General features: G+C 64.4%; 15 protein-coding genes. 2 read left to right on the forward strand and 13 right to left on the reverse strand.

Annotated elements, in window-relative coordinates:
* The first annotated feature begins 34 nt into the window (after positions 1-34).
* Positions 35-1,459 carry a hypothetical protein gene (locus tag AC1MCD_RS12070; RefSeq protein ID WP_498672221.1) on the forward strand — a complete coding sequence of 475 codons (1,425 nt, stop codon included), beginning with the start codon at positions 35-37 and terminating at the stop codon, positions 1,457-1,459.
* Here AC1MCD_RS12070 and AC1MCD_RS12075 read toward each other — a convergent pair.
* The 4 genes from AC1MCD_RS12075 to AC1MCD_RS12090 are packed head-to-tail and all read right to left on the reverse strand — an operon-like array spanning position 1,444 to position 5,369.
* Positions 1,444-2,181, reverse strand: coding sequence for an HAD family hydrolase (locus AC1MCD_RS12075; RefSeq protein WP_498672223.1), 738 nt, complete (start codon positions 2,179-2,181; stop codon positions 1,444-1,446). The two genes, AC1MCD_RS12070 and AC1MCD_RS12075, sit on opposite strands and share 16 nt — an antisense overlap.
* Positions 2,181-3,695, reverse strand: a complete 1,515-nt coding sequence (gene gltX, locus AC1MCD_RS12080) for a glutamate--tRNA ligase (RefSeq protein WP_498672224.1) — start codon at positions 3,693-3,695, stop codon at positions 2,181-2,183. Before gltX ends, AC1MCD_RS12075 begins: the two co-directional genes overlap by 1 nt.
* A 60-nt stretch (positions 3,696-3,755) precedes the next feature.
* On the reverse strand, positions 3,756-4,532 hold the full coding sequence (locus AC1MCD_RS12085; RefSeq protein WP_498672225.1) for a fumarylacetoacetate hydrolase family protein: 777 nt from the start codon (positions 4,530-4,532) through the stop codon (positions 3,756-3,758).
* A gap of 42 nt (positions 4,533-4,574) precedes the next feature.
* Positions 4,575-5,369: an MBL fold metallo-hydrolase gene (locus tag AC1MCD_RS12090; protein WP_498672227.1), complete on the reverse strand. Its 795-nt coding sequence runs from the start codon at positions 5,367-5,369 to the stop codon at positions 4,575-4,577.
* Positions 5,370-5,507: 138 nt separating this feature from the next.
* Between AC1MCD_RS12090 and AC1MCD_RS12095 the strand changes: the two genes are divergently transcribed.
* Positions 5,508-6,113, forward strand: coding sequence for a hypothetical protein (locus tag AC1MCD_RS12095; RefSeq protein WP_498672229.1), 606 nt, complete (start codon positions 5,508-5,510; stop codon positions 6,111-6,113).
* 103 nt (positions 6,114-6,216) lie between these two features.
* On the opposite strand, the gene AC1MCD_RS12100 is transcribed toward AC1MCD_RS12095, so the two are convergent.
* From AC1MCD_RS12100 to ilvC, 9 genes are all read right to left on the reverse strand, one after another.
* A complete protein-coding gene (locus tag AC1MCD_RS12100) occupies positions 6,217-7,329 on the reverse strand; it encodes a branched-chain amino acid aminotransferase (RefSeq protein WP_498672232.1) in 1,113 nt (370 codons plus the stop codon).
* 112 nt (positions 7,330-7,441) lie between these two features.
* On the reverse strand, positions 7,442-8,494 hold the full coding sequence (locus tag AC1MCD_RS12105; protein ID WP_498672235.1) for a 3-isopropylmalate dehydrogenase: 1,053 nt from the start codon (positions 8,492-8,494) through the stop codon (positions 7,442-7,444).
* Between the two features lie 93 nt (positions 8,495-8,587).
* Positions 8,588-9,343, reverse strand: a complete 756-nt coding sequence (locus tag AC1MCD_RS12110; RefSeq protein ID WP_498672236.1) for a class F sortase — start codon at positions 9,341-9,343, stop codon at positions 8,588-8,590.
* 116 nt (positions 9,344-9,459) lie between these two features.
* Positions 9,460-10,335, reverse strand: a complete 876-nt coding sequence (locus AC1MCD_RS12115; RefSeq protein ID WP_498672238.1) for a hypothetical protein — start codon at positions 10,333-10,335, stop codon at positions 9,460-9,462.
* A 264-nt stretch (positions 10,336-10,599) separates the two neighbouring features.
* Positions 10,600-12,159: a methionine--tRNA ligase gene (metG, locus tag AC1MCD_RS12120; RefSeq protein WP_498672240.1), complete on the reverse strand. Its 1,560-nt coding sequence runs from the start codon at positions 12,157-12,159 to the stop codon at positions 10,600-10,602.
* Positions 12,160-12,192: 33 nt separating this feature from the next.
* Positions 12,193-12,948, reverse strand: a complete 756-nt coding sequence (locus tag AC1MCD_RS12125) for an ABC transporter ATP-binding protein (protein WP_491350323.1) — start codon at positions 12,946-12,948, stop codon at positions 12,193-12,195.
* Positions 12,945-15,740 (reverse strand): FtsX-like permease family protein, encoded by a 2,796-nt coding sequence (locus AC1MCD_RS12130; RefSeq protein WP_498672242.1) that lies wholly within the window; start codon positions 15,738-15,740, stop codon positions 12,945-12,947. Before AC1MCD_RS12130 ends, AC1MCD_RS12125 begins: the two co-directional genes overlap by 4 nt.
* 203 nt (positions 15,741-15,943) lie before the next feature.
* On the reverse strand, positions 15,944-17,533 hold the full coding sequence (gene serA / locus AC1MCD_RS12135; protein ID WP_498672244.1) for a phosphoglycerate dehydrogenase: 1,590 nt from the start codon (positions 17,531-17,533) through the stop codon (positions 15,944-15,946).
* A 126-nt stretch (positions 17,534-17,659) separates the two neighbouring features.
* Positions 17,660-18,685, reverse strand: a complete 1,026-nt coding sequence (gene ilvC / locus AC1MCD_RS12140; protein WP_498672247.1) for a ketol-acid reductoisomerase — start codon at positions 18,683-18,685, stop codon at positions 17,660-17,662.
* Positions 18,686-18,719 lie beyond the last annotated feature (34 nt).

Below are 18,719 nucleotides of genomic sequence, written 5' to 3' on the forward strand. Positions count from 1 at the left end.
ACTGACTAGTAACCAATGTCGAGAGGATTCATCCGTGCCACAGAGTCGTGCCGCAGCTTCCGCCCAGACCCCCACCCGGACCCGCACCCAAAAGATCGCCGTCGCAGTCTTGGCCCTGATGCTGATAGCACTCCTTGGGTTCTACACCTTGGTGACCGGACGGATAGCCGACGGATCCGCGAAACTACGGGACGGTGCGGGGCAGGCGGCCACCGGTGCGGAGCAACTGAAAGACGGCGCCGGTCAACTGGCAAGCGGTGCCGGGAAGGCCGGGGACGGCGCCGGCAAACTGTCTTCCGGTGCCAACAAAGTGTTTCTCGGAGTCATCGAAAAACTCGCCCCCGGCGCCGAAAAACTCGAAGTCGGAGCCAGTCAGCTCACTGCCGGGGCCGTTAAAATTGAGACCGACGTCAACAACAAGCTGGCGCCTGGCGTCTACAAGGTGGACGACGGCGCGCGCAAACTCGCAGCCGGAGCCTCCCAACTGGCCGCCGCCCTCACGGCTACTCCAGCGGGAAATGCCGAGAACAACCTGGCTGACGGCGCCGGTGCCCTGGACGCCGGTGCTGCCCGGCTCGCGTCAGGGGCCGGCGATCTGGCCGCCGGAACGGGACAGCTGAAGGGATACCGGGGCGCTAACAATTCCCCCGAGGCAGGTACCGGCACCGCTGCTCTGGCGCAGGCACTCGAGCTCCTGGAGGCCGCGGCCTCCGATCCGCTGCAGGGCCTGGTTCCGCTCGCCGCCGTCAAGGACAAGATCGCCAAGATAACGGCTGGTGCGCACAAGCTCGACGCCGGCGCTTCTGCTTTGCAGGCAGGGGCGGGCAAACTCAACGACGGCTCCGTGCAGCTGCATGCGGGAACGGGCCGCCTCACCGCAGGGTTCGCCACCCTGGGTGAAAAGCTCAACAGCCGCGATCCTGCAAATCCGGGTGTAGTGCTGGGCACCGAACTGCTCGCCGCTGGAACGTCCCAGATCCGGACGGGCATGGACGGCGTCCCCGGCAACCCTGAGCGTCCAGGATTGATCAACGCGGTCGCCAAGATTACCGAGGGCAGCTCGCGGCTGGCGGAGGGGACGTCCGCGCTGAACAACGGCATCAAGGGCGATCCCGCCGACCCCGGCAACCCCGGACTCCTCAAGGGTTCACAGGCCCTCGCTGCCGGCGCTTCGGAGCTCGCTACCGGCAATACGAAATTGGCCTCGGGGTCCACGGAGCTGGCTTCCGGGGCAGACAAACTCGCAGACGGCAACGCCCGGCTCGCTGATGGAACCGCCACCCTGTACACGGGCGCAGCTGCAGTCTCGCCGTCGAATGTAGCGGGTAAGTCCGATACGGCCGTGGCACTTGGACTGGTCGCCGTGCTCGTGTTCGGTTCCATCGGCACCTACCTGGTGCTATGGAACCGGCGCCGGGCACAGCCCGTACGTGGGGCGGAAAGTCAGGCCAGCAGCTGATCTAGCGAGGCGACCTCATGGCCCTCAAACCCGGGCACGGCCTCCCCAACCCTGTTAAGCCAGACGCCCACCAGTCCTGCCGCCGTCGAGCCCTGCGCGTCCAGCAGCCTGTTGTCACCCACGTAGAGCGTCTCCTTCGGGGCGGTCCCCAGGAGTCGGACGCCCTCGAGGTAGATAGCTGGTTCCGGCTTGGCCACCCCAACGGTGTCCGTGCCAACCAGGCGGCCCACACGTTCCAGCCCCGCGGCGTCGAGCTTTGCGCGCTGGTAGTCGTGCACGTTGTTGCTGACGGCCCCGTAGGGGATGCCGGCCGCGTCCAGCACGTCAAGGAGCGGAAGGACGTCCTCAAAAGCACGGACATACGCCGGCTGCAGCTCGCTGTATGCGGTCAGCCACCGGTGAGCCTCTTCGCCGTCGGCAAGTTCCACCCCGAAGTGCCCCAGGGCGGCCCGGCCCCGCAGCAGGCGCTGGTCATTAAAGGTCAGCTCACCCGTCAGGTACCTGTCGTAGTAGTGCGTCGTCTCATGCGTGAAGATCCTGCCGAAACGCTCCCACCCGGGCTGGTCCAGACCGGGCAAGAGGTGTTCGCTGACCTCCCGCAGGGCGGTGGTCATGGCGTATTCCAGATCAACCAAGGTGTCATCGATGTCGAAGAGGACACCCCGGATGGTCCCGAAGCGTGTCTTCAGGACGCTGCCCACTGACGTTCCTGCCAAGGTCATCAGCCGCGGAAGGTACGGAGCCGGTCCAGGGATGAGTCCTTGCCCAGGATCACCATGGACTCAAACAGCGGCGGCGAGATGCGGCGTCCGGAGATGCCAGTGCGCACCGGGCCAAAGGCCAACCGGGGTTTGATCCCCAGGTCCTCCACGAGCGCCTGCTTCAAGGCTGCCTGGATGTTCTCCGGGGTCCAGTCCTGGACAGGTTCCAGGGCCGCCAGGGCGGCGTCCAGGACTTCGGTCAGGTTGGCCGGCAGGCCCTTGCGGGCATCATCGGCGATGTCGATGGCGTCGTCGGCCTTGAACAGGAACCCGAGCATCTCCGGTGCCTCGCCCAGCAGGGTTACCCGTTCCTGGATCAGGGGTGCGGCCTCCGTCAGGATCTCCTCCTGGCGTGCCGTGAGCTCGTCCCCCACAAAACCGGCGGTCCGCAGGTATGGGACAAGCCGGGCACGGAAGTCTTCGGGGTCGAGCATGCGGATGTGGGTGCCATTGATGGCCTCGGCCTTCTTGATGTCGAACCGGGCCGGGTTAGCCAGGACATCCTTGACGTCGAAGTACTCAATCAGCTGGTCCACCGTGAAGATGTCCTCATCGGCCGACAGGCTCCAGCCCAGCAGCGAGAGGTAGTTCAGCAGGCCTTCCGGGATGAACCCGCGATCACGCAGCAGGAAAAGGTTGGACTCAGGGTCACGCTTGGAGAGTTTCTTGTTGCCCTCCCCCATGACGTACGGGAGGTGGCCAAAGAGGGGCAGGTAGCTGGCGACGCCGATTTCGATGAGGTAGCGGATCAGCACTACCTGGCGGGGCGTGGAGGAAAGGAGATCCTCGCCGCGCAGCACGTGGGTGATGCCCATCAGGGCGTCGTCAACCGGGTTTACCAGCGTGTACAGCGGCGAACCGTCGGCGCGGACGATGACGTAATCCGGGATACTTCCGGCTTTGAACGTGATGTCGCCGCGGACCAGGTCGGTGAAGACCACATCCTCGTCAGGCATCCGGACGCGGAGGACGGGCTTCCGGCCCTCGGCCTTGAAGGCCGTCAGCTGCTCTTCAGTGAGTTCGCGGTCGAAGTTGTCGTAGCCGAGCTTGGGGTCGCGGCCGGCGGCACGGTGGCGCGCTTCCACTTCGTCCGGGGACGAATAGCATTCGTAGGCGTAACCGGCCTCAAGGAGCTTCGCGACGACGTCCTTGTACAGGTCCAGCCGCTGCGACTGCCGGTACGGCTCATGCGGGCCGCCGACTTCCACGCCCTCTTCCCAGCTGATGCCCAGCCACTTCAGGGCCTCCAGCAGCTGCTGGTAGCTCTCTTCGGAGTCACGTGCTGCGTCCGTATCCTCGATCCGGAACACGAACGTGCCCTTGGTGTGCTTGGCATGGGCCCAGTTGAACAGGGCCGTCCGAATAAGCCCCACGTGCGGTGTTCCGGTAGGCGAAGGGCAAAACCGGACACGCACCGGGGTATCGGCAGTGACGGACGGGACAGAAGCAGCAGTCGACGCAGAAGCAGTAGTCATAGTGGCTCCAACTTTACCGCTTGCCGCGGAGTAACCGGGCGCGGCTGAATGCGCGACCGGTCAGCGGCGGACCACCGGGTTGGAGAGGCGTCCGATGCCTTCGATCTCGACTTCGTACCGGTCGCCGGCCTGCACCAGTCCCACACCCGCGGGGGTGCCGGTCATGATGACGTCGCCGGGCAGCAGCGTGAAGGCCCGGGAGACGATGGAAACCAGTTCACGGACGCCACGGATCATCTGGCTGGTGCTGCCGTCCTGGCGCAGTTCTCCGTTGAGCCGGCCCTGGATCTGGAGGTCTTCGGTGTCCAGCTCGGTTTCGATCCACGGACCCAGCGGCGCTGAGGTGTCGAAGCCTTTGGCGCGGGCCCACTGCAGGTCCGTTTTCTGGACATCGCGTGCCGTGAGGTCATTGCCGCAGGTATAGCCGAAAATCACGTCATCGACACGCTCTTCCGGGACGTCCTTGCAGATCCGCCCGATCACCACGCACAGCTCGGCCTCGAAAGAAACCTCTTCCGAGAAGTCCGGCAGCACGATCGGATCGTTGGGCCCCACGACCGCGGTGTTGGGCTTCAGGAACAGCAGCGGCTGGGCGGGGACTTCGTTGCCCAGCTCGGCGGCGTGCTCCACGAAGTTGCGGCCGACGCCGATGACCTTGCTGCGCGGAATGATGGGGGCCAGGAGCCGGACATCCTCGAGCTTGTGCTTGACGTGGGTGCGTTCCACGCCATTGAAGAAAGGGTCGCCGTTGATGACAGTGATCTCCTCACTGCCGGGCTCGCCTTCAACAACGCCATAGAGGGGATCAGAATCGACTACAAACCGGGCAATACGCATGGTGAACAGCCTACAGTCTTGACCCGTTGCCCTTTGTTCCGGTCAGCCCTCGGCCCGTCCACGGAGGTAATCGAGCTGGGCGGCCACCGACATCTCTGCCGCCCGCCTGACGGAAGGTTCGACGTCGGCGTAGACGGCGTCTGTCACCGCGGCTACGGTGGCGTCCCGGCCAAGCCGTTCCAGCGATGTCCGGATCTGCCCCAGCCTTTCGAGGCGATGCCCGCGGTAGGCACGGGTGATGGCTTCCGCGGAGCGAAGCACGGCGCCGTGGGCCGGCAGGACCGTGGCCTCGCCGAAGGCTTCAAGCAGGTCCAAAGACTCAAGATAATCGCCCAGTGCGCCATCCGGGTAGTCGAGCATGGTGGTGCCGCGGCCGAGGATGGTGTCGCCGGTCAGAACGGAGCCGTGCGCGCCGTCGTCGGGCAGGCGGAAGCACACCGAATCAGAGGTGTGTCCCGGCGTGGCCAATACCTGGATGGAGACCCCGGCTGCCCTGATGGTTTCACCGTCCCGCAGTGGTTCGCCGCCGTGGCAGTGCCGGGGATCCGCCGCACGCACCGGGGCGCCGGTAAGTTCCTGCAGCCGTTTCGAGCCCGCAGTGTGGTCTGCGTGGCGGTGCGTCACCAGGATCAGTTCCACGCGGCCGAGGTCCGCGAGCCGTCGGAGGTGCCCTTCGTCGTCGGGACCTGGATCCACCACAACCGAAGCGTTGGCATCGGCCGCCGAGATCACGTACGAATTGGTACCGTCGAGGCTCATCGGCCCCGGGTTGGGCGCCAGGAGGAACTGCGTCAGGGCGGAGCTGCGCTGCAGGACGGGGTTGGAAGCTGAAGTCACCGTCCTATCTTTGCATCGACTGTTTGCATCGCCAGTTGCGTTGCCGGCGTTCCACAGACGGAATAGAACAGAGCACGGGCGGGGTTGACCACCAGTGAAGACCGAACGATCTCCAGCAGGAAGCCGAAACCACACACCATGAGCGCCACACCCATCAGCCTTGCAGACCTCCTTGCCGGCGCAGACGCCGCCGGGCACGACCATGCTGCAACGGAGAAGAACAGCGGACTCCAGCACATCCACAACCACGCGACGGGCAGCATTGTCTGGTTCCCCACGTGGAAGAAGTTCCGCGAAACGTCGGACTGGGAAAAAACCGTCACCGAACAGGAAGCCCTTCTGGAAGCTGCCACGGAAGACGGCACGCCGTTTGAGAACGCAGCCGCTGCCCTGCTGGCGCAGCAGCTGAAACACCTGCTGGAGCGCGCCGCCGCGTCCGGAGACGCGAATGTCTTCGTGCAAGAGAACCTGACGCCGCATCTGACCGGCGCCTGGGCCCTAGGGGATGCCGTGGCACGCAAGTCCGGGTCGGCACTGACCACTGGCACGCCGTCGTCCGTTTTTTTGGCTTATCCCTACGATGTCTACGCCCAGGACGGCGGGGTTTTTGCGACAACGCTGTGGAACGACATCATCGATGCCCGCCGCAACCAGGCCCTAGCCGATGAAGCCGCGCGAAAAGCGCTGAAGCCCGTCTCGCGCAAGGCCCTCAAGAACGCTGCCAGGAAGGCCGCCCGCCGCTGACCGCCCGGAAACAGCAACGCAGAGTCACTAAACGCCCGTCCCGATGGGGATATCGGGCGTTTGGTGACCCCGCGTTGTGGTGCTGGGGGCGCGTAGGTCTTCCTTACGCGAGGCGGGTGAGCCAGCCGTGCCTGTCCGGCACGGTTCCGGTCTGGATGCCCAGGAGTTGCTCACGGATGGCCATGGTGGTCTCCCCCGCCTTCGCGTCCTCCGAGCCGATGAACTCCGTGGTGTCCTTCAGGACTCCGATCGGGGTGATCACGGCGGCAGTACCGCAGGCGAAGACCTCGGCGATCTCGCCGGACGCGACGCCGTCGCGCCACTCGGACAGCGTGATTTTGCGCTCGGCGACTTCACGGCCCATGTCCTTGGCCACCTGCATCACCGAGGAACGCGTGACGCCTTCCAGGATTGTGCCGGTCAGTGCGGGGGTAACGAGCGAGCCGTCCTTCATCACGAAGAACACGTTCATGCCGCCAAGTTCTTCCACGGCGTCGTCGTTGAAGTGGTCCAGGAAGAGGACCTGCTTGCAGCCGTTGGCTTCCGCTTCCTGCTGGGCGATCAGGGATGCGGCGTAGTTGCCGCCGCACTTCGCTGCACCGGTTCCGCCGCGGCCGGCGCGGGCGTATTCGCGGGAAATCCAGATGGATACCGGCTTCAGCTCGCCGCCGAAGTAGTTGCCTGCGGGCGAGGCGATCACGCGGAACGAGACCTCACGGGCGGCCCGGACACCCAGGAACGCCTCGGTGGCGATCATGAAAGGACGAAGGTAAAGGGCTTCGCCGTCACCGGCCGGAACCCATTCCTTGTCCGCCGCAACCAGTTCCCGAATTGCGCCCAGGAAGTACTCAACGGGGAGTTCGGGAAGCGCCAGCCGGCGGGCCGACTTGTTCAGGCGTGCCGCGTTCGCCTCCGGCCGGAACGTCCAGACGGAACCGTCTGCATGGCGGTACGCCTTGAGTCCTTCGAAGATCTCCTGACCATAGTGGAGCACGGCTGCGGACGGGTCCAGGGAGATGGGTCCGTAGGCCTCAATCCGGGGGTTGTGCCAGCCACCGGCGCCCTGTTCATCGACCGAGTAGTCCACCACAGCGGTGTGGTCGGTGAAATAGTTGCCGAATCCCGGGTTGGCCAGGATGGCTGCACGCTCTTCAGCTGACTTCGGGGTTGCCGAAGGCTGCTGGGTGAATTCGACGCCATGGGCAGTCTGAGTCATGGTTCCTCCACGATCGGCTGCCTTGGGACGCAAAATTCAGCATTGAACCGCCGGGCAGCAGTTGGTAATTCGAAACAAGCTTACGCCCGTTGGCAGCGCCCCCGGTGCGTGCCTAAAGCGCTGCGGCGATGGCGTCTCCGACGACGCTGGTGCTGCGGGCACCGCCGTCGCGGTTTTCGACGTCGGCGATCACGGCCGCCTCGATCTTCCGTGCCGCCCCGGCATAGCCGAGGTGGTCCAGCAGGAGCGCAGCAGAGAGGATGGCCGCGGTGGGATCTGCCTTCTGCTGGCCCGCAATGTCCGGGGCGGAGCCGTGGACCGGTTCGAACATGGACGGAGCGGTGCGGTCCATGTTGATGTTGCCGGAAGCGGCCAACCCAATGCCGCCTGTGATGGCCGCGGCCAGGTCGGTGAGGATGTCTCCGAAGAGGTTGTCCGTGACGATCACGTCAAAGCGGGACGGGTCGGTGACCATGAAGATGGTGGCCGCATCAACGTGCAGGTAATCGTGCGTGACCTCGGGGAATTCCTGCGCGACAGCTTCGACCGTGCGCTTCCACAGGTGGCCGGCATAAACCAGGACGTTGTGCTTGTGCACGAGGGTCACGTGCTTTCGTTCCCGGGCGCTGGCGCGGCGGAAGGCATCGCGGACTACGCGCTCCACACCGTGTGCCGTGTTCAATGAGACTTCGGTGGCCACCTCGTGCGGCGTGCCGGCGCGCAGAGTGCCCCCGTTGCCCACATACGGACCTTCGGTGCCCTCCCGAACCACGATGAAATCGATGACGCCGGGGTTGGCCAGCGGGCTGCCCACCGAGCCGTACAAACGTGAGGGCCGCAGGTTGACGTAGTGGTCCAGGCTGAAGCGGAGCTTGAGGAGCATCTCCCGCTCGATGATGCCCGACGGAATCCTGGTGTCGCCGGGGGCGGCGCCCACTGCACCGAACAGGATCGCGTCCCTGGTGCGCAGATCTGCCAGGACATCGTCCGGCAGGGTCTCGCCGGTGGCCAGCCAGTGCTCGGCACCGAGCTTGTAGTGGGTTTGCTGAAGGTCCACGCCCTCAGCGGCTACAACCTTCTCGAGGACCTTTAGGGCCTCGGCGATGACCTCGGGGCCAATGCCGTCACCGGGAATAACTGCGAGATTGATGGTGGATGCGCTCATGGTTCAAGAGTATTAACTGGATCCGCATGCCGGACAATCAGTCTCACTTACTGAGATGGCCACTACAGCGATGAAAGTGGTGATCCGTGCGAGTCAGCGAAGGGAAACGTTCGGATCCGGTGAAGCGACCACCACCACGTTGGTGCCCCATGGGTCATCCGTGTAGCAGGAAATAAGGACCAGCCTGTTGGGCGCCACCTGCCAGATGGGACTGTCCTTCAGGCCTGACTTGCTGTAGGTCGTCACAGAATCCACCCGGTAGGCCAGTTCGCCGGTGGCGGTGGCGACCGTGAGCTGGTCGCCCACAGCGGCCTTCGTGCTCAGCCGGTTGAAAGGTGCATCCCGGTCCACCCAGTCGTGGCCGGCCACATAGGTGGTGTTCGTAGAGCCGGCACCTGGTACTCCGTAGGGGGTGAGCCAGTAACCGTCCATGGTGGCTGGCGGGACAATGGACTGGTTTGCCTGGTCCGCGGCACTGGGCTCCAAGGGGTGGATCGGAACGTCCATGTCCGCTGCAGGGTAGATCAGCCGCTGGGGCGCGGATGCTGCCGGGCCTGCCGGGACGGGAGCCGCCGGCACGGACGGCGCGGCCGTTGGGGTGTGGACTTGCGTTGGTGTCGGCACGGACAGGGCCGTGGGCGTTGGCCGGACAATATTTGTTTCCGGTGGCGTCGCGGGACCCGTTACCTGGGGAAGGAATGAGACAGCGAGATAAGCAAGGAGCCCGCAAAGGACTATAAACAGGATGCTTCTGACGTGGAAAATCCGCCGCGGAGTGTCCGGAGCCGGCTCCGACGGACGGGTGGCCGTTGGTGGATCTGCAGCGGGCGCCTGGGGGTCGCTGTCCATGGTTCCCTCGCATGCTCGGCGGGAATGTGCCTGGGTGGCGGCAGGCGCCGTGCCGTTGTGGGCACGGCGCCTGCCACGGTGTTCCGCAATGCCCTCGCGGGCATCAGTTACCGGGATTAGTGCTTGCGGTTCCCGGCGTGGCCGCCTTCCTGCAGCACCTTGCGGGCGGCCACTCCCGCAGCTGCCAGCATCATCACAATCAGCCCTGCAGCCCAGGGAGCAAGCCCCGTGTCAGCAGGTGCCACTGCGGTCTGGACATTGAATCCGGCATTGTTTGCCACCACGACAGCCGCCGCGACGGGCGGCGCCACGACGACGGCCCCGGTGGGAGTCTCAACTGGAGTCTCCACTGGCGTTTCGACCGGAGGCGTTACCACCGGGGGGGTCTCCACTGGAGGAGTCTCCACTGGAGGAGTTTCCACAGGAGGAGTTACCACCGGAGGGGTCTCCGGAGTCACGACCTCAGGCGGGCAGGGAACGCAGTCGTTGTTGTAGGTGGCCTGCCCCTCATCGTCCCAGTTCTGGCCTTCCCACTTGCCGGTCGGGGGAATGATGTCATCACCGTGCTGGGCGTGCCCCTTCAATTCCTTAAAGCCAACCGTGATCTGCACATAGGGGTTGCTTTCAGAGCCGGTGGCGTGGCAGATCGTGATCTTGTGGCCGTCGTCGTCGCCGTTTCCGTGGTCGTCGCCGTTTCCGTGGTCGTCGGCAACGGTGCAGCCAGCCTTCCAAATGTCCAGCTTGTCAAGGTTCCGGCCCGCCGGAAGAACGTCGTTTACCGGGATGATGTCGTCCCAGTTCTGGTGGTCCACGTGGGCTTTGAGCGCATGCAGGTCGATCGTCACCGACACGTAGGGGTTGCTTTCCGAGCCTGTGGCGTGGCAAATCGTGATCTTGTGATCAGATTCTGCGTCCCCACCTGCTGCAGCCGGAGCGGTGGCACCGAGTAATGCGAGGCCGGTGACGCCCAAGGCGGCAAGGATCCGTTTCATTTCCGTCTCCATCCATTGTCTGGTCCAAACTGATCAGACGGGAGGAAAAACGACGCCTCGATGCAAGGGCGAAAAAGGCAAACAGATTGCACCGGTGCGACGGTTCTCCCAGATGCGAATCATCAGTTTGCTAACTCGACAAGGCTATGCAGCGCACTTGGGCATGTCTCCAGTACTCGTTACCCACTTTTTGGGACTGTTCATACTGTCTTTCCCCGAACCGTACTCAGTTCGGGTACAAACAAGTAGTCTGCCCGGACCTACCTAGGCTTCGGCGGGTTCTTCATACTTGGGGAATACCGGCGAGGGTGCGGGCAGCGGCGTTCCGGCGACGATCGGCGCGGTGAGCGCGGCGAACTGGCGAGCTTCGCCCTCGGGCTGGCCAAGGGTATCCAGCAGAGCCGCCGTGGCATTCGGCATCACCGGCTGCGCCAGGATGGCCACAATCCGCAGCACTTCCAGCGTGACGTACAGGACTGTGTTCATGCGTCCGACGTCGGTCTTCCGCAGCACCCACGGGGCCTGCTCGGCGAAGTAGGCGTTGGTGTCCCCCAGTACGCCCCAGATAGCCTCCAAGGCGCGGCTGAACTCCTGCTTTTCGAAGGCTGCCCTGGCGGTCTCCAGGAGCCCGTTGGCCTGCTTGAGTATCGCCGTGTCTTCAGCGGTGAAGGCTCCCGGCACCGGAACCTTGCCTTCGCAGTTCTTCGCCACCATGGAAAGGGAGCGCTGCGCAAGGTTGCCGAAGTTGTTGGCCAGGTCAGAGTTCATCCTGCCCACAATTGCCTCGTGGTTGTAGCTGCCATCGGCACCGAAGGGGACTTCGCGGAGGAAAAAGAAGCGTACCTGGTCGAGGCCGTACTGTGCCACGAAGTCCGCCGGGGCCACCACATTGCCCAAGGACTTGGACATCTTCACACCGTTGTTGTGGAGGAAGCCATGGATCATGACCCGCTTGGGCAGCTCAATGCCTGCGCTCATCAGGAACGCGGGCCAGTAGATGGCGTGGAAGCGGGAGATGTCCTTGCCGATGATGTGCACGTCAGCCGGCCAGAACTTGCGGAAGGACTCCGATTCAACGTCCGGGTAGCCCACACCGGTCAGGTAATTGGTGAGCGCGTCCACCCACACGTACATCACGTGCTTGTCGTTGCCTGGTACCGGAACGCCCCAGTCAAAGGTGGTGCGGCTGATGGAAAGGTCCTCCAGACCGCGCTTGACGAAGCTGATGACCTCGTTGAACCGGGACTGTGGAGCTCCGAATTCGGGCTGGGCCTCGTAAAGCGCCAGCAGGCGGTCCTGGTAGGCAGACAGCCGGAAGAAGTAGCTCTCCTCCGCTGTCCACGTCACTTCGGTGTCCGTCTCCTTGGAGTACCGCACGCCGTCGTCCTTCACCACGGTGTCGTCTTCCACGTAGAACGCCTCGTCCCGGACGGAATACCAGCCCTCGTACTTGGACAGGTAAATATCCCCATTGGCTTCCATCTTTTTCCAGATGGCCTGCGAGGCGGCGTAGTGGTCAGCGTCCGTAGTCCGGATGAAGCGGTCGTACGTGATGCCGAGAGCGGCGTGCGCAGCTTTGTATACCTCGGCGTTGCGGTCCACCAGCTCCTTGGGCGTGACGCCCTCTTTCTCCGCCGCCTGAGCAATCTTCATACCGTGCTCGTCGGTGCCCGTCAGGAACATCACTTCATGCCCGTCCAGCCGCTTGAAGCGGGCCATGGCGTCGGTGGCAATGTACTCGTAAGCATGCCCGATGTGGGGCACGCCATTCGGGTAAGTGATGGCCGTGGTGATGTAGAACGGGGATTTCTCTGAAGCAGTCACGTGCGGACAGTACCTTTGGTGCGGAGGGGCGGGCTAGATGAGTTCAGTCAGCGTATCGCTCAGGCGGACCAGTTCATGGTCGTGTGAAGCGACCAGCACCGCGATTCCGTCCGAGGTGGTGTCCTTGAGGATGCTGATAATGCGGTTGGCGGATGCCCTGTCGAGGCTGGCGGTGGGCTCATCCACCACCAGCACGCGCGTGCCCAGGATCAGTGCACGCGCAATGGCTACACGCTGGCGTTCACCGCCGGAGAGCTGCGCCGGGCGGTGACGCATCCGGCGCCCGAGGCCCACCAGGTCCAGGAGGTCCTTGGCCATGTCGCGCCGCTGGTCCACCTCGCCGTCGGGCACCGCGGGGAGCAGGACGTTCTCGAGCGCGCTCATGCCGTCAATCAGGGCGCCGCCCTGATCCACGTAACCGATCAGGGCTCGACGGCGGTCCGCGATTTCGTCGTCGCCCATGCTTTCGAGCGAATCGCCTTCCCAGAAGACGCGGCCCGACGTCGGCAGCGTCAGTCCCGCGCCGACAGTCAGGATGCTGGTCTTGCCCGAGCCGCTGCGGCCGGCGACGCAGTGCATCTCGCCGGCGTGCAGGGTGAGGTCGAAGCCCTCGACGACGCTGACGGCTTCCGCACCGCCCTTGCCGCCGCCGTAGCGGATGGTGATATCGCTCAGTTCCAGCGGGGTCTCGTGGTCCGCGGCCTTGACGATGGTGTTGGCACGGGTCTGCAGGGGCGCGTCAGCAGCGCCGGACCTCCGGCTCCGGTGAACATTCGTCTGGTTTGTCATTGGACCACTTTCGTTGCAATCGGTATCCAGCAAAGTACAGCCACGAGGCCGGCGACGCCGGCCCACAGTGCGGCATACGGGGCAAGGAGGAGCCCGATGCCCAGCGCGCCGAGGACGCCCAGTGGCAGGGCCACGGTGCCCACCAGCGCATTTTCGAAGAGGCGGACCTGGCGGAGCATGTCCGGATTCCAGCCCATCGCTTCGAGGATCCCCAGGTACTGGCGTTTGGCGTTGAGCTCAAATCTCCCGGTCACCAGGGTCAATATCAGGCCGACCGCGACCCCGGCCAGGGCCAGCAGCATGCTCGGCAGGGCGACGCTGGCCGCAGCCAGGCCGCTGAGGGCACTCGCCCCGGCGGCGCGTGGAATGTCGATCAGCAAAGCCACCAGACCACCCACTGCGGCTCCGAACACGCCCACTGCCACTGCCAGAGACAAGGTGTTGAACTTGTTGGTGCTCAGTTGGCGGTTGGCGAACGTCAGCGGTGAGTCCACCGGGATCAGCCGCTCATCGTGCTGCGGTTCCTGATCCACCTCGTCGCGGTGCCGCAGTTGCTGTGCCGCGAAGAAGGCCGCTGCCGCATAAAGGGCCAGGACGGCGGCGGACACCACTGCCGTGGTCAGGCTCCAGCTCACCAGGCTCAGCACGATGCCGGCGACTGCGAGCAGGGCCGCGCCGACAGCGAATTCCTCCAGCACCCAAGTACGGATCCGCCGCTGGGTCCAGCCCATGGCACGCAGGGTGCCGGCTTCGCGTTTGCGTTTCCGGATGTAGCTGACAGTGGAGGCGCCGGTCAGCAGGGCGGCTCCACAGAGGGTGAGGAACAGCAACGTGACGTTGGTGCCCGTCAGGGAGCCGGTGACGGCGTCTGCCGCGTTCTGCCGGACCCAGGACTGCTGGACGGTGCCCAGCGGCGACTCCTTGCCGGCGTCGTCCTTGGAGTATCCGGGGACAAAGATGCTGGCGTCTTCGCGCGCTGAACCGGCCACCACGGTGGCTTCCAGGCCCATGTCACGGATTTCACCGGCGAGTTTTTCGACGTCGGGCTGGGCTTCTTTCCAGCTGCCGGGGGCCTTGGCCCGTACCCGGACAGCGTCGATCACCGCGGCGTTGTCCTTGTAGCCGCGGGCGGCTGCAAGGCCGTAGTAGTCCGTGATGGCACCCGCTGACTGGCTGGCCAGTCCCGTGGCACTGAGCGATGGTTTGAGGTCCGTGGCTGCCACGGCCTTGCCGTCGGCATCTTTGGTGAGGGTCAGGGGCGTCGGATCGTAGCCGCCCAAGGGCAGCCGGTTGACGTCGCCGGCGGCTGCTTCGACAGCCGCGGGGTCGAACGTTCCGTAAACCATGGCCAGCGGAGCGGCGAGCTTGGCACCCGTAGCGAGGTCCTCGCGGTAGGACCGTTCGTCTACCGGTTCACGCTGGGTCTGGTCCACCGGGGCACCGTTGGCGCCCTTCTCCGGCAGGCGGTTCACGGTGACCCAGTCCCCCGGAGTGGCCGTCTTCCCGACCGCCCCGTTGGCAGCCTTCTCGCCGTCGGTGTACTTCGGCGCGGCGGCAAAGTCGGTGCTCCATGTGGCGGGAGTGTAGAGGCCCTGGTTGAAGTTGCCCTGGGCGCCCAAAAGCGATGAATGGTCGGTGGAGCCTGGCCAGGACAAAGCGAACGGGTCCTTGGAAACGAAAGGCAGGTAATTCTTGTCCAGTGAACGCGATGCCGTGCCCACGTCCTTGACTACCTTGCCGGCGGAGTCGATCTCCTCGATCTTGACGTTGTACTTAAGGTCAAGGGAGGTTCCGGAGCGCACAATCAGCGGGATGCCCTGGGAGTCAGCGGTGAGCTGGCCGGTGCGCTTGGCCTGCTGGTACTGGGTCATCAGCGGCGCCCAGTATTTAAGCTTGACACCAAGAAAGTCAGGTCCCTCTTCGAGCTCTTGCATGCTGATGCCGTTAGTGAAGAGGCTTTCGAAGTGCCGGCCGATCGCTCCGGCGTTGCGGGCGTCAGCGGGCGGGGCCTTCTCCAGCGGTGCGAGGAAGTCACCGGCGGAGCCAAGCAGTGCGCGCTCGGCCACAGGGTCTACGGCGACGACGGATTCGGTCACCTCCGGTGACAGAGGCAGGGACACCGACAGGTTAAAGAGGTTGTGTTCGGAACCGCCGGCGGGGGCGGGGAACTTGATGCCCGTCTCCCCTGTCGGGGCTGCGATCCGGATACTCTTGCCGCCGGCCGTCTGTTCCTCGACGAGCTTGGCCTTGCCGAGCGATCCCTCGGCCGAGGACTTGAACAGCACCTGCTCGGACACGCCGTCCGAGCTGACTGCACTCGCGGTGAGACGATACTTCTTTGGTGTGTCGCTCAGGACAGATTCGGCCGCGGGCCACTTGGCGGGGTCGGTGGCACCGGCTGCCTGGTCCGTGGTGGCTGTGCCTGCAAGCCCTGAGTTGTAGCCCAGGAAGTCCATGGCATCGAGCCGGGGAGCTTCCAGGTTCTGCGTGACACGGGAGACCAGGCTGATCGGAGCCGCAACTGAGGTTCCGGAGAGCTTGCGGATCTCCGCAAGCTGGTCGAAGCTGACGCCTCCCCCGCCGTTGGCGATCTCCGGCTGCATAAGCGCCGAGGACCCTGCCTTGGCTTGCACGAGGACGTCGTAGAGTCCCCGCGAGTTCTCATCCACCGTCCTTTTGAGCGCGGCCTGCGACTGGCCTTGGACGAGGACCGACAAGCACATAGCTGCGATCAAGATGGCCGCGGTCAACAGCAGCACTTTGCTTCTGATGAACCTCTGGACGGCGTTCATTGGGCTCCCTGAAACCTGGATTGCGTGCGCACACCACGGTCCGCGGGCGGCGGACATCATGGATTTCCTGCTGGGTGTGCAAAAAGTATTGGCCGGTCTGCCGGCGCTGTCCTGAAACAGGACCTAGCCATTGTAAGCAGACCGGCCAATCATACGTGGCCGGGCTAAGCTCCGGTCACGCGTTGTTCACTCTAGTGATGCTTTTAGTCTTCGAGATCGACTTCGCGGACCATCTCGGCGCCGATGCCAGCCTTGATGGCATCCAGTACCTGCTGCGGCACGGAGCTGTCGATGGTGAGCAGGGCGAGCACTTGGCCGCCCTCGTCCTGGCGTGCCACCTGCATGCCGGCGATGTTGATGTTGTTCATGCCCAGGATGTGTCCGATGGTTCCGATCACGCCCGGGCGGTCGGCGTACGAGACCACTACGAGGTGCTCGCTAATGGGGATCTCAAGCTCGAAGCCATTGATTCCCACCAGCTTCTGGACCTGCTTGGGGCCCGTAAGGGTGCCGGCGACAGAAATCTGCGAGCCGTCGCTGAGGGCGCCGCGCAGGGTAAGGAGGTTGCGGTAGGACTCGGTGTCCGGCGTGGTGATTAGCCGGACGTTGATGCCGCGCTGCTCGGCGATGACCGGCGCATTGACGTAGGAGACCTGTTCGGTCACGATGTCCGCGAAGATCCCCTTCAGTGCGGCAAGTTCCAGGACCTTCACGTCCAGGGACGAGATTTCGCCCGCCACCTCAACGTCGAACTGGGTCAGGGACGCGTGGGTCAGCGCAGTGAAGATCCGGCCCAGTTTTTCGATCAGCGGGATGCCGGGCCGCACGTCGGGGGCGATGACGCCGCCGGCCACGTTCACGGCGTCAGGCACCAGTTCGCCGGCCAGAGCCAAACGCACGGACTTGGCCACCGAGACGCCGGCCTTCTCCTGGGCTTCGTCGGTGGAGGCGCCCAGATGGGGTGTGACCACCACGTTGTCCATCTCGAAGAACGGCAGGTCGGTGCTGGGTTCCTTGACGAAGACGTCCACGCCGGCGCCGGCGATCTCGCCGTCCTTCAGGGCAGCGTGGAGTGCTTCCTCGTCCACCAGGCCGCCGCGGGCGACGTTGATGACGTAGGCAGTCTTCTTCATCTTCTTGAACGCCTCGGCGCCGAGCATGCCCACCGTCTCCGGCGTCTTGGGCATATGGATGGTGATGAAGTCGGACTGTGCCAGCAGCTCGTCCAGGGTGACCAGCTGCACGCCAAGCTGCGCTGCGCGGGCTGAGGTGATGTAGGGATCGTACGCGAGGATCTTGGTGTCAAAGCCCTTGAGGCGGGCCGCAACCAGGGCGCCGATCCTGCCAAGGCCGATGATGCCGATCTTCTTCTCGAACAGTTCGATGCCCGTGTACTTGGAGCGCTTCCACTCGCCGTCCTTGAGCGCCGAGCTTGCCTGCGGAATGTGGCGGGCGAGGCTGAGGATGTGGCCAACGGTCAGCTCAGCGGCCGAGATGATGTTCGACGTCGGGGCGTTGACCACCATAACGCCGGCCTGGGTAGCGGCCTTGATATCCACGTTGTCCAGGCCCACGCCTGCACGGGCAATGACCTTGAGGTTTTTGGCTGCGGCGATGGCTTCGGCATCCACCTGCGTGGCGGAACGGACCAGGATGGCGTCAACGTCCACGATGGCGGAAAGCAGCTGGGAGCGGTCTGAGCCGTCAGTCTGGCGGATTTCGAAGTCCGGGCCCAGGGCCTCAACGGTGGCGGGCGAAAGTTCTTCGGCGAGCAGTACTACGGGTTTTGACACGAGTGATCCTCTGCGTTGCAGTCCTTGGGATGGAACAAGTCTAGGCGGACGGAAAGGCCGGGCCCACATTGTTAAGTGGACCCGGCCTCACGAGGGCACCCCCACAGGGGGGCCGGCAGAGCAGCCTTAGCGGGCTGCCGAGCCTTCTACGTAGTCAGCGTCCTGCTGCTGCCAGGCGAAGAGGGAGCGCAGCTCGCGGCCGACTTCCTCGATGGGGTGCTGCTCGGCCTTGGCCCGCAGCGCCTTGAACTCGACACCACCGTTGTCCTGGTCCTCGATGAAGCGCTTGGCGAAGGCACCGCTCTGGATGTCCGCGAGGACGGCCTTCATGTTTTCCTTCACCTCGGGGGTGATGACGCGCGGGCCGGAAACGTAGTCGCCGTACTCAGCGGTGTCAGAAACACTCCAGCGCTGCTTGGCGATGCCGCCTTCCCACATGAGGTCAACGATGAGCTTGAGCTCGTGAAGCACCTCGAAGTAGGCGATCTGCGGCTGGTAGCCGGCTTCGGTCAAGGTTTCGAAGCCGTACTGGACCAACTGGGAGACGCCGCCGCACAGGACGGACTGCTCGCCGAAGAGGTCGGTTTCGGTCTCTTCGGTGAAGGTGGTCTTGATGACGCCTGCACGGGTGCCGCCGATGGCCTTGGCGTACGACTTTGCCAGGTCCCATGCGGAACCGGTGGCGTCCTGCTCCACGGCGATGATGTCCGGGATGCCACGGCCGGCTTCGAATTCGCGGCGTACGGTGTGGCCCGGAGCCTTAGGAGCGATCAGGATGACGTCAACGCCCTCAGGCGCCTCGATGTAGCCGAAGCGGATGTTGAAGCCGTGGGCGAAGGCCAGGGCCTTGCCTGCCGTCAGTTTGTCCTTGATGGAGTCGTTGTAGATGGCACGCTGGTGCTGGTCCGGAGCCAGGATCATGATGACGTCGGCCCATTCGGCGGCGTCGGCAACAGTCTTGACCGTGAAGCCTGCATCCTGTGCCTTGGCGATCGAGGAAGAGCCTTCCTTGAGGGCGATGACAACCTCAACGCCGGAGTCGCGCAGGTTCAGCGCGTGGGCGTGGCCCTGTGAGCCATAGCCAACGATTGCGACTTTGCGGCCCTGGATGATGGACAGGTCGGCGTCGTCGTCGTAAAACATTTCAGTCACTTGCGTAACTCCTTTTGAGTGGATTTCCGAGGTA

The sequence above is a fragment of the Arthrobacter sp. BF1 genome (assembly GCF_056680215.1).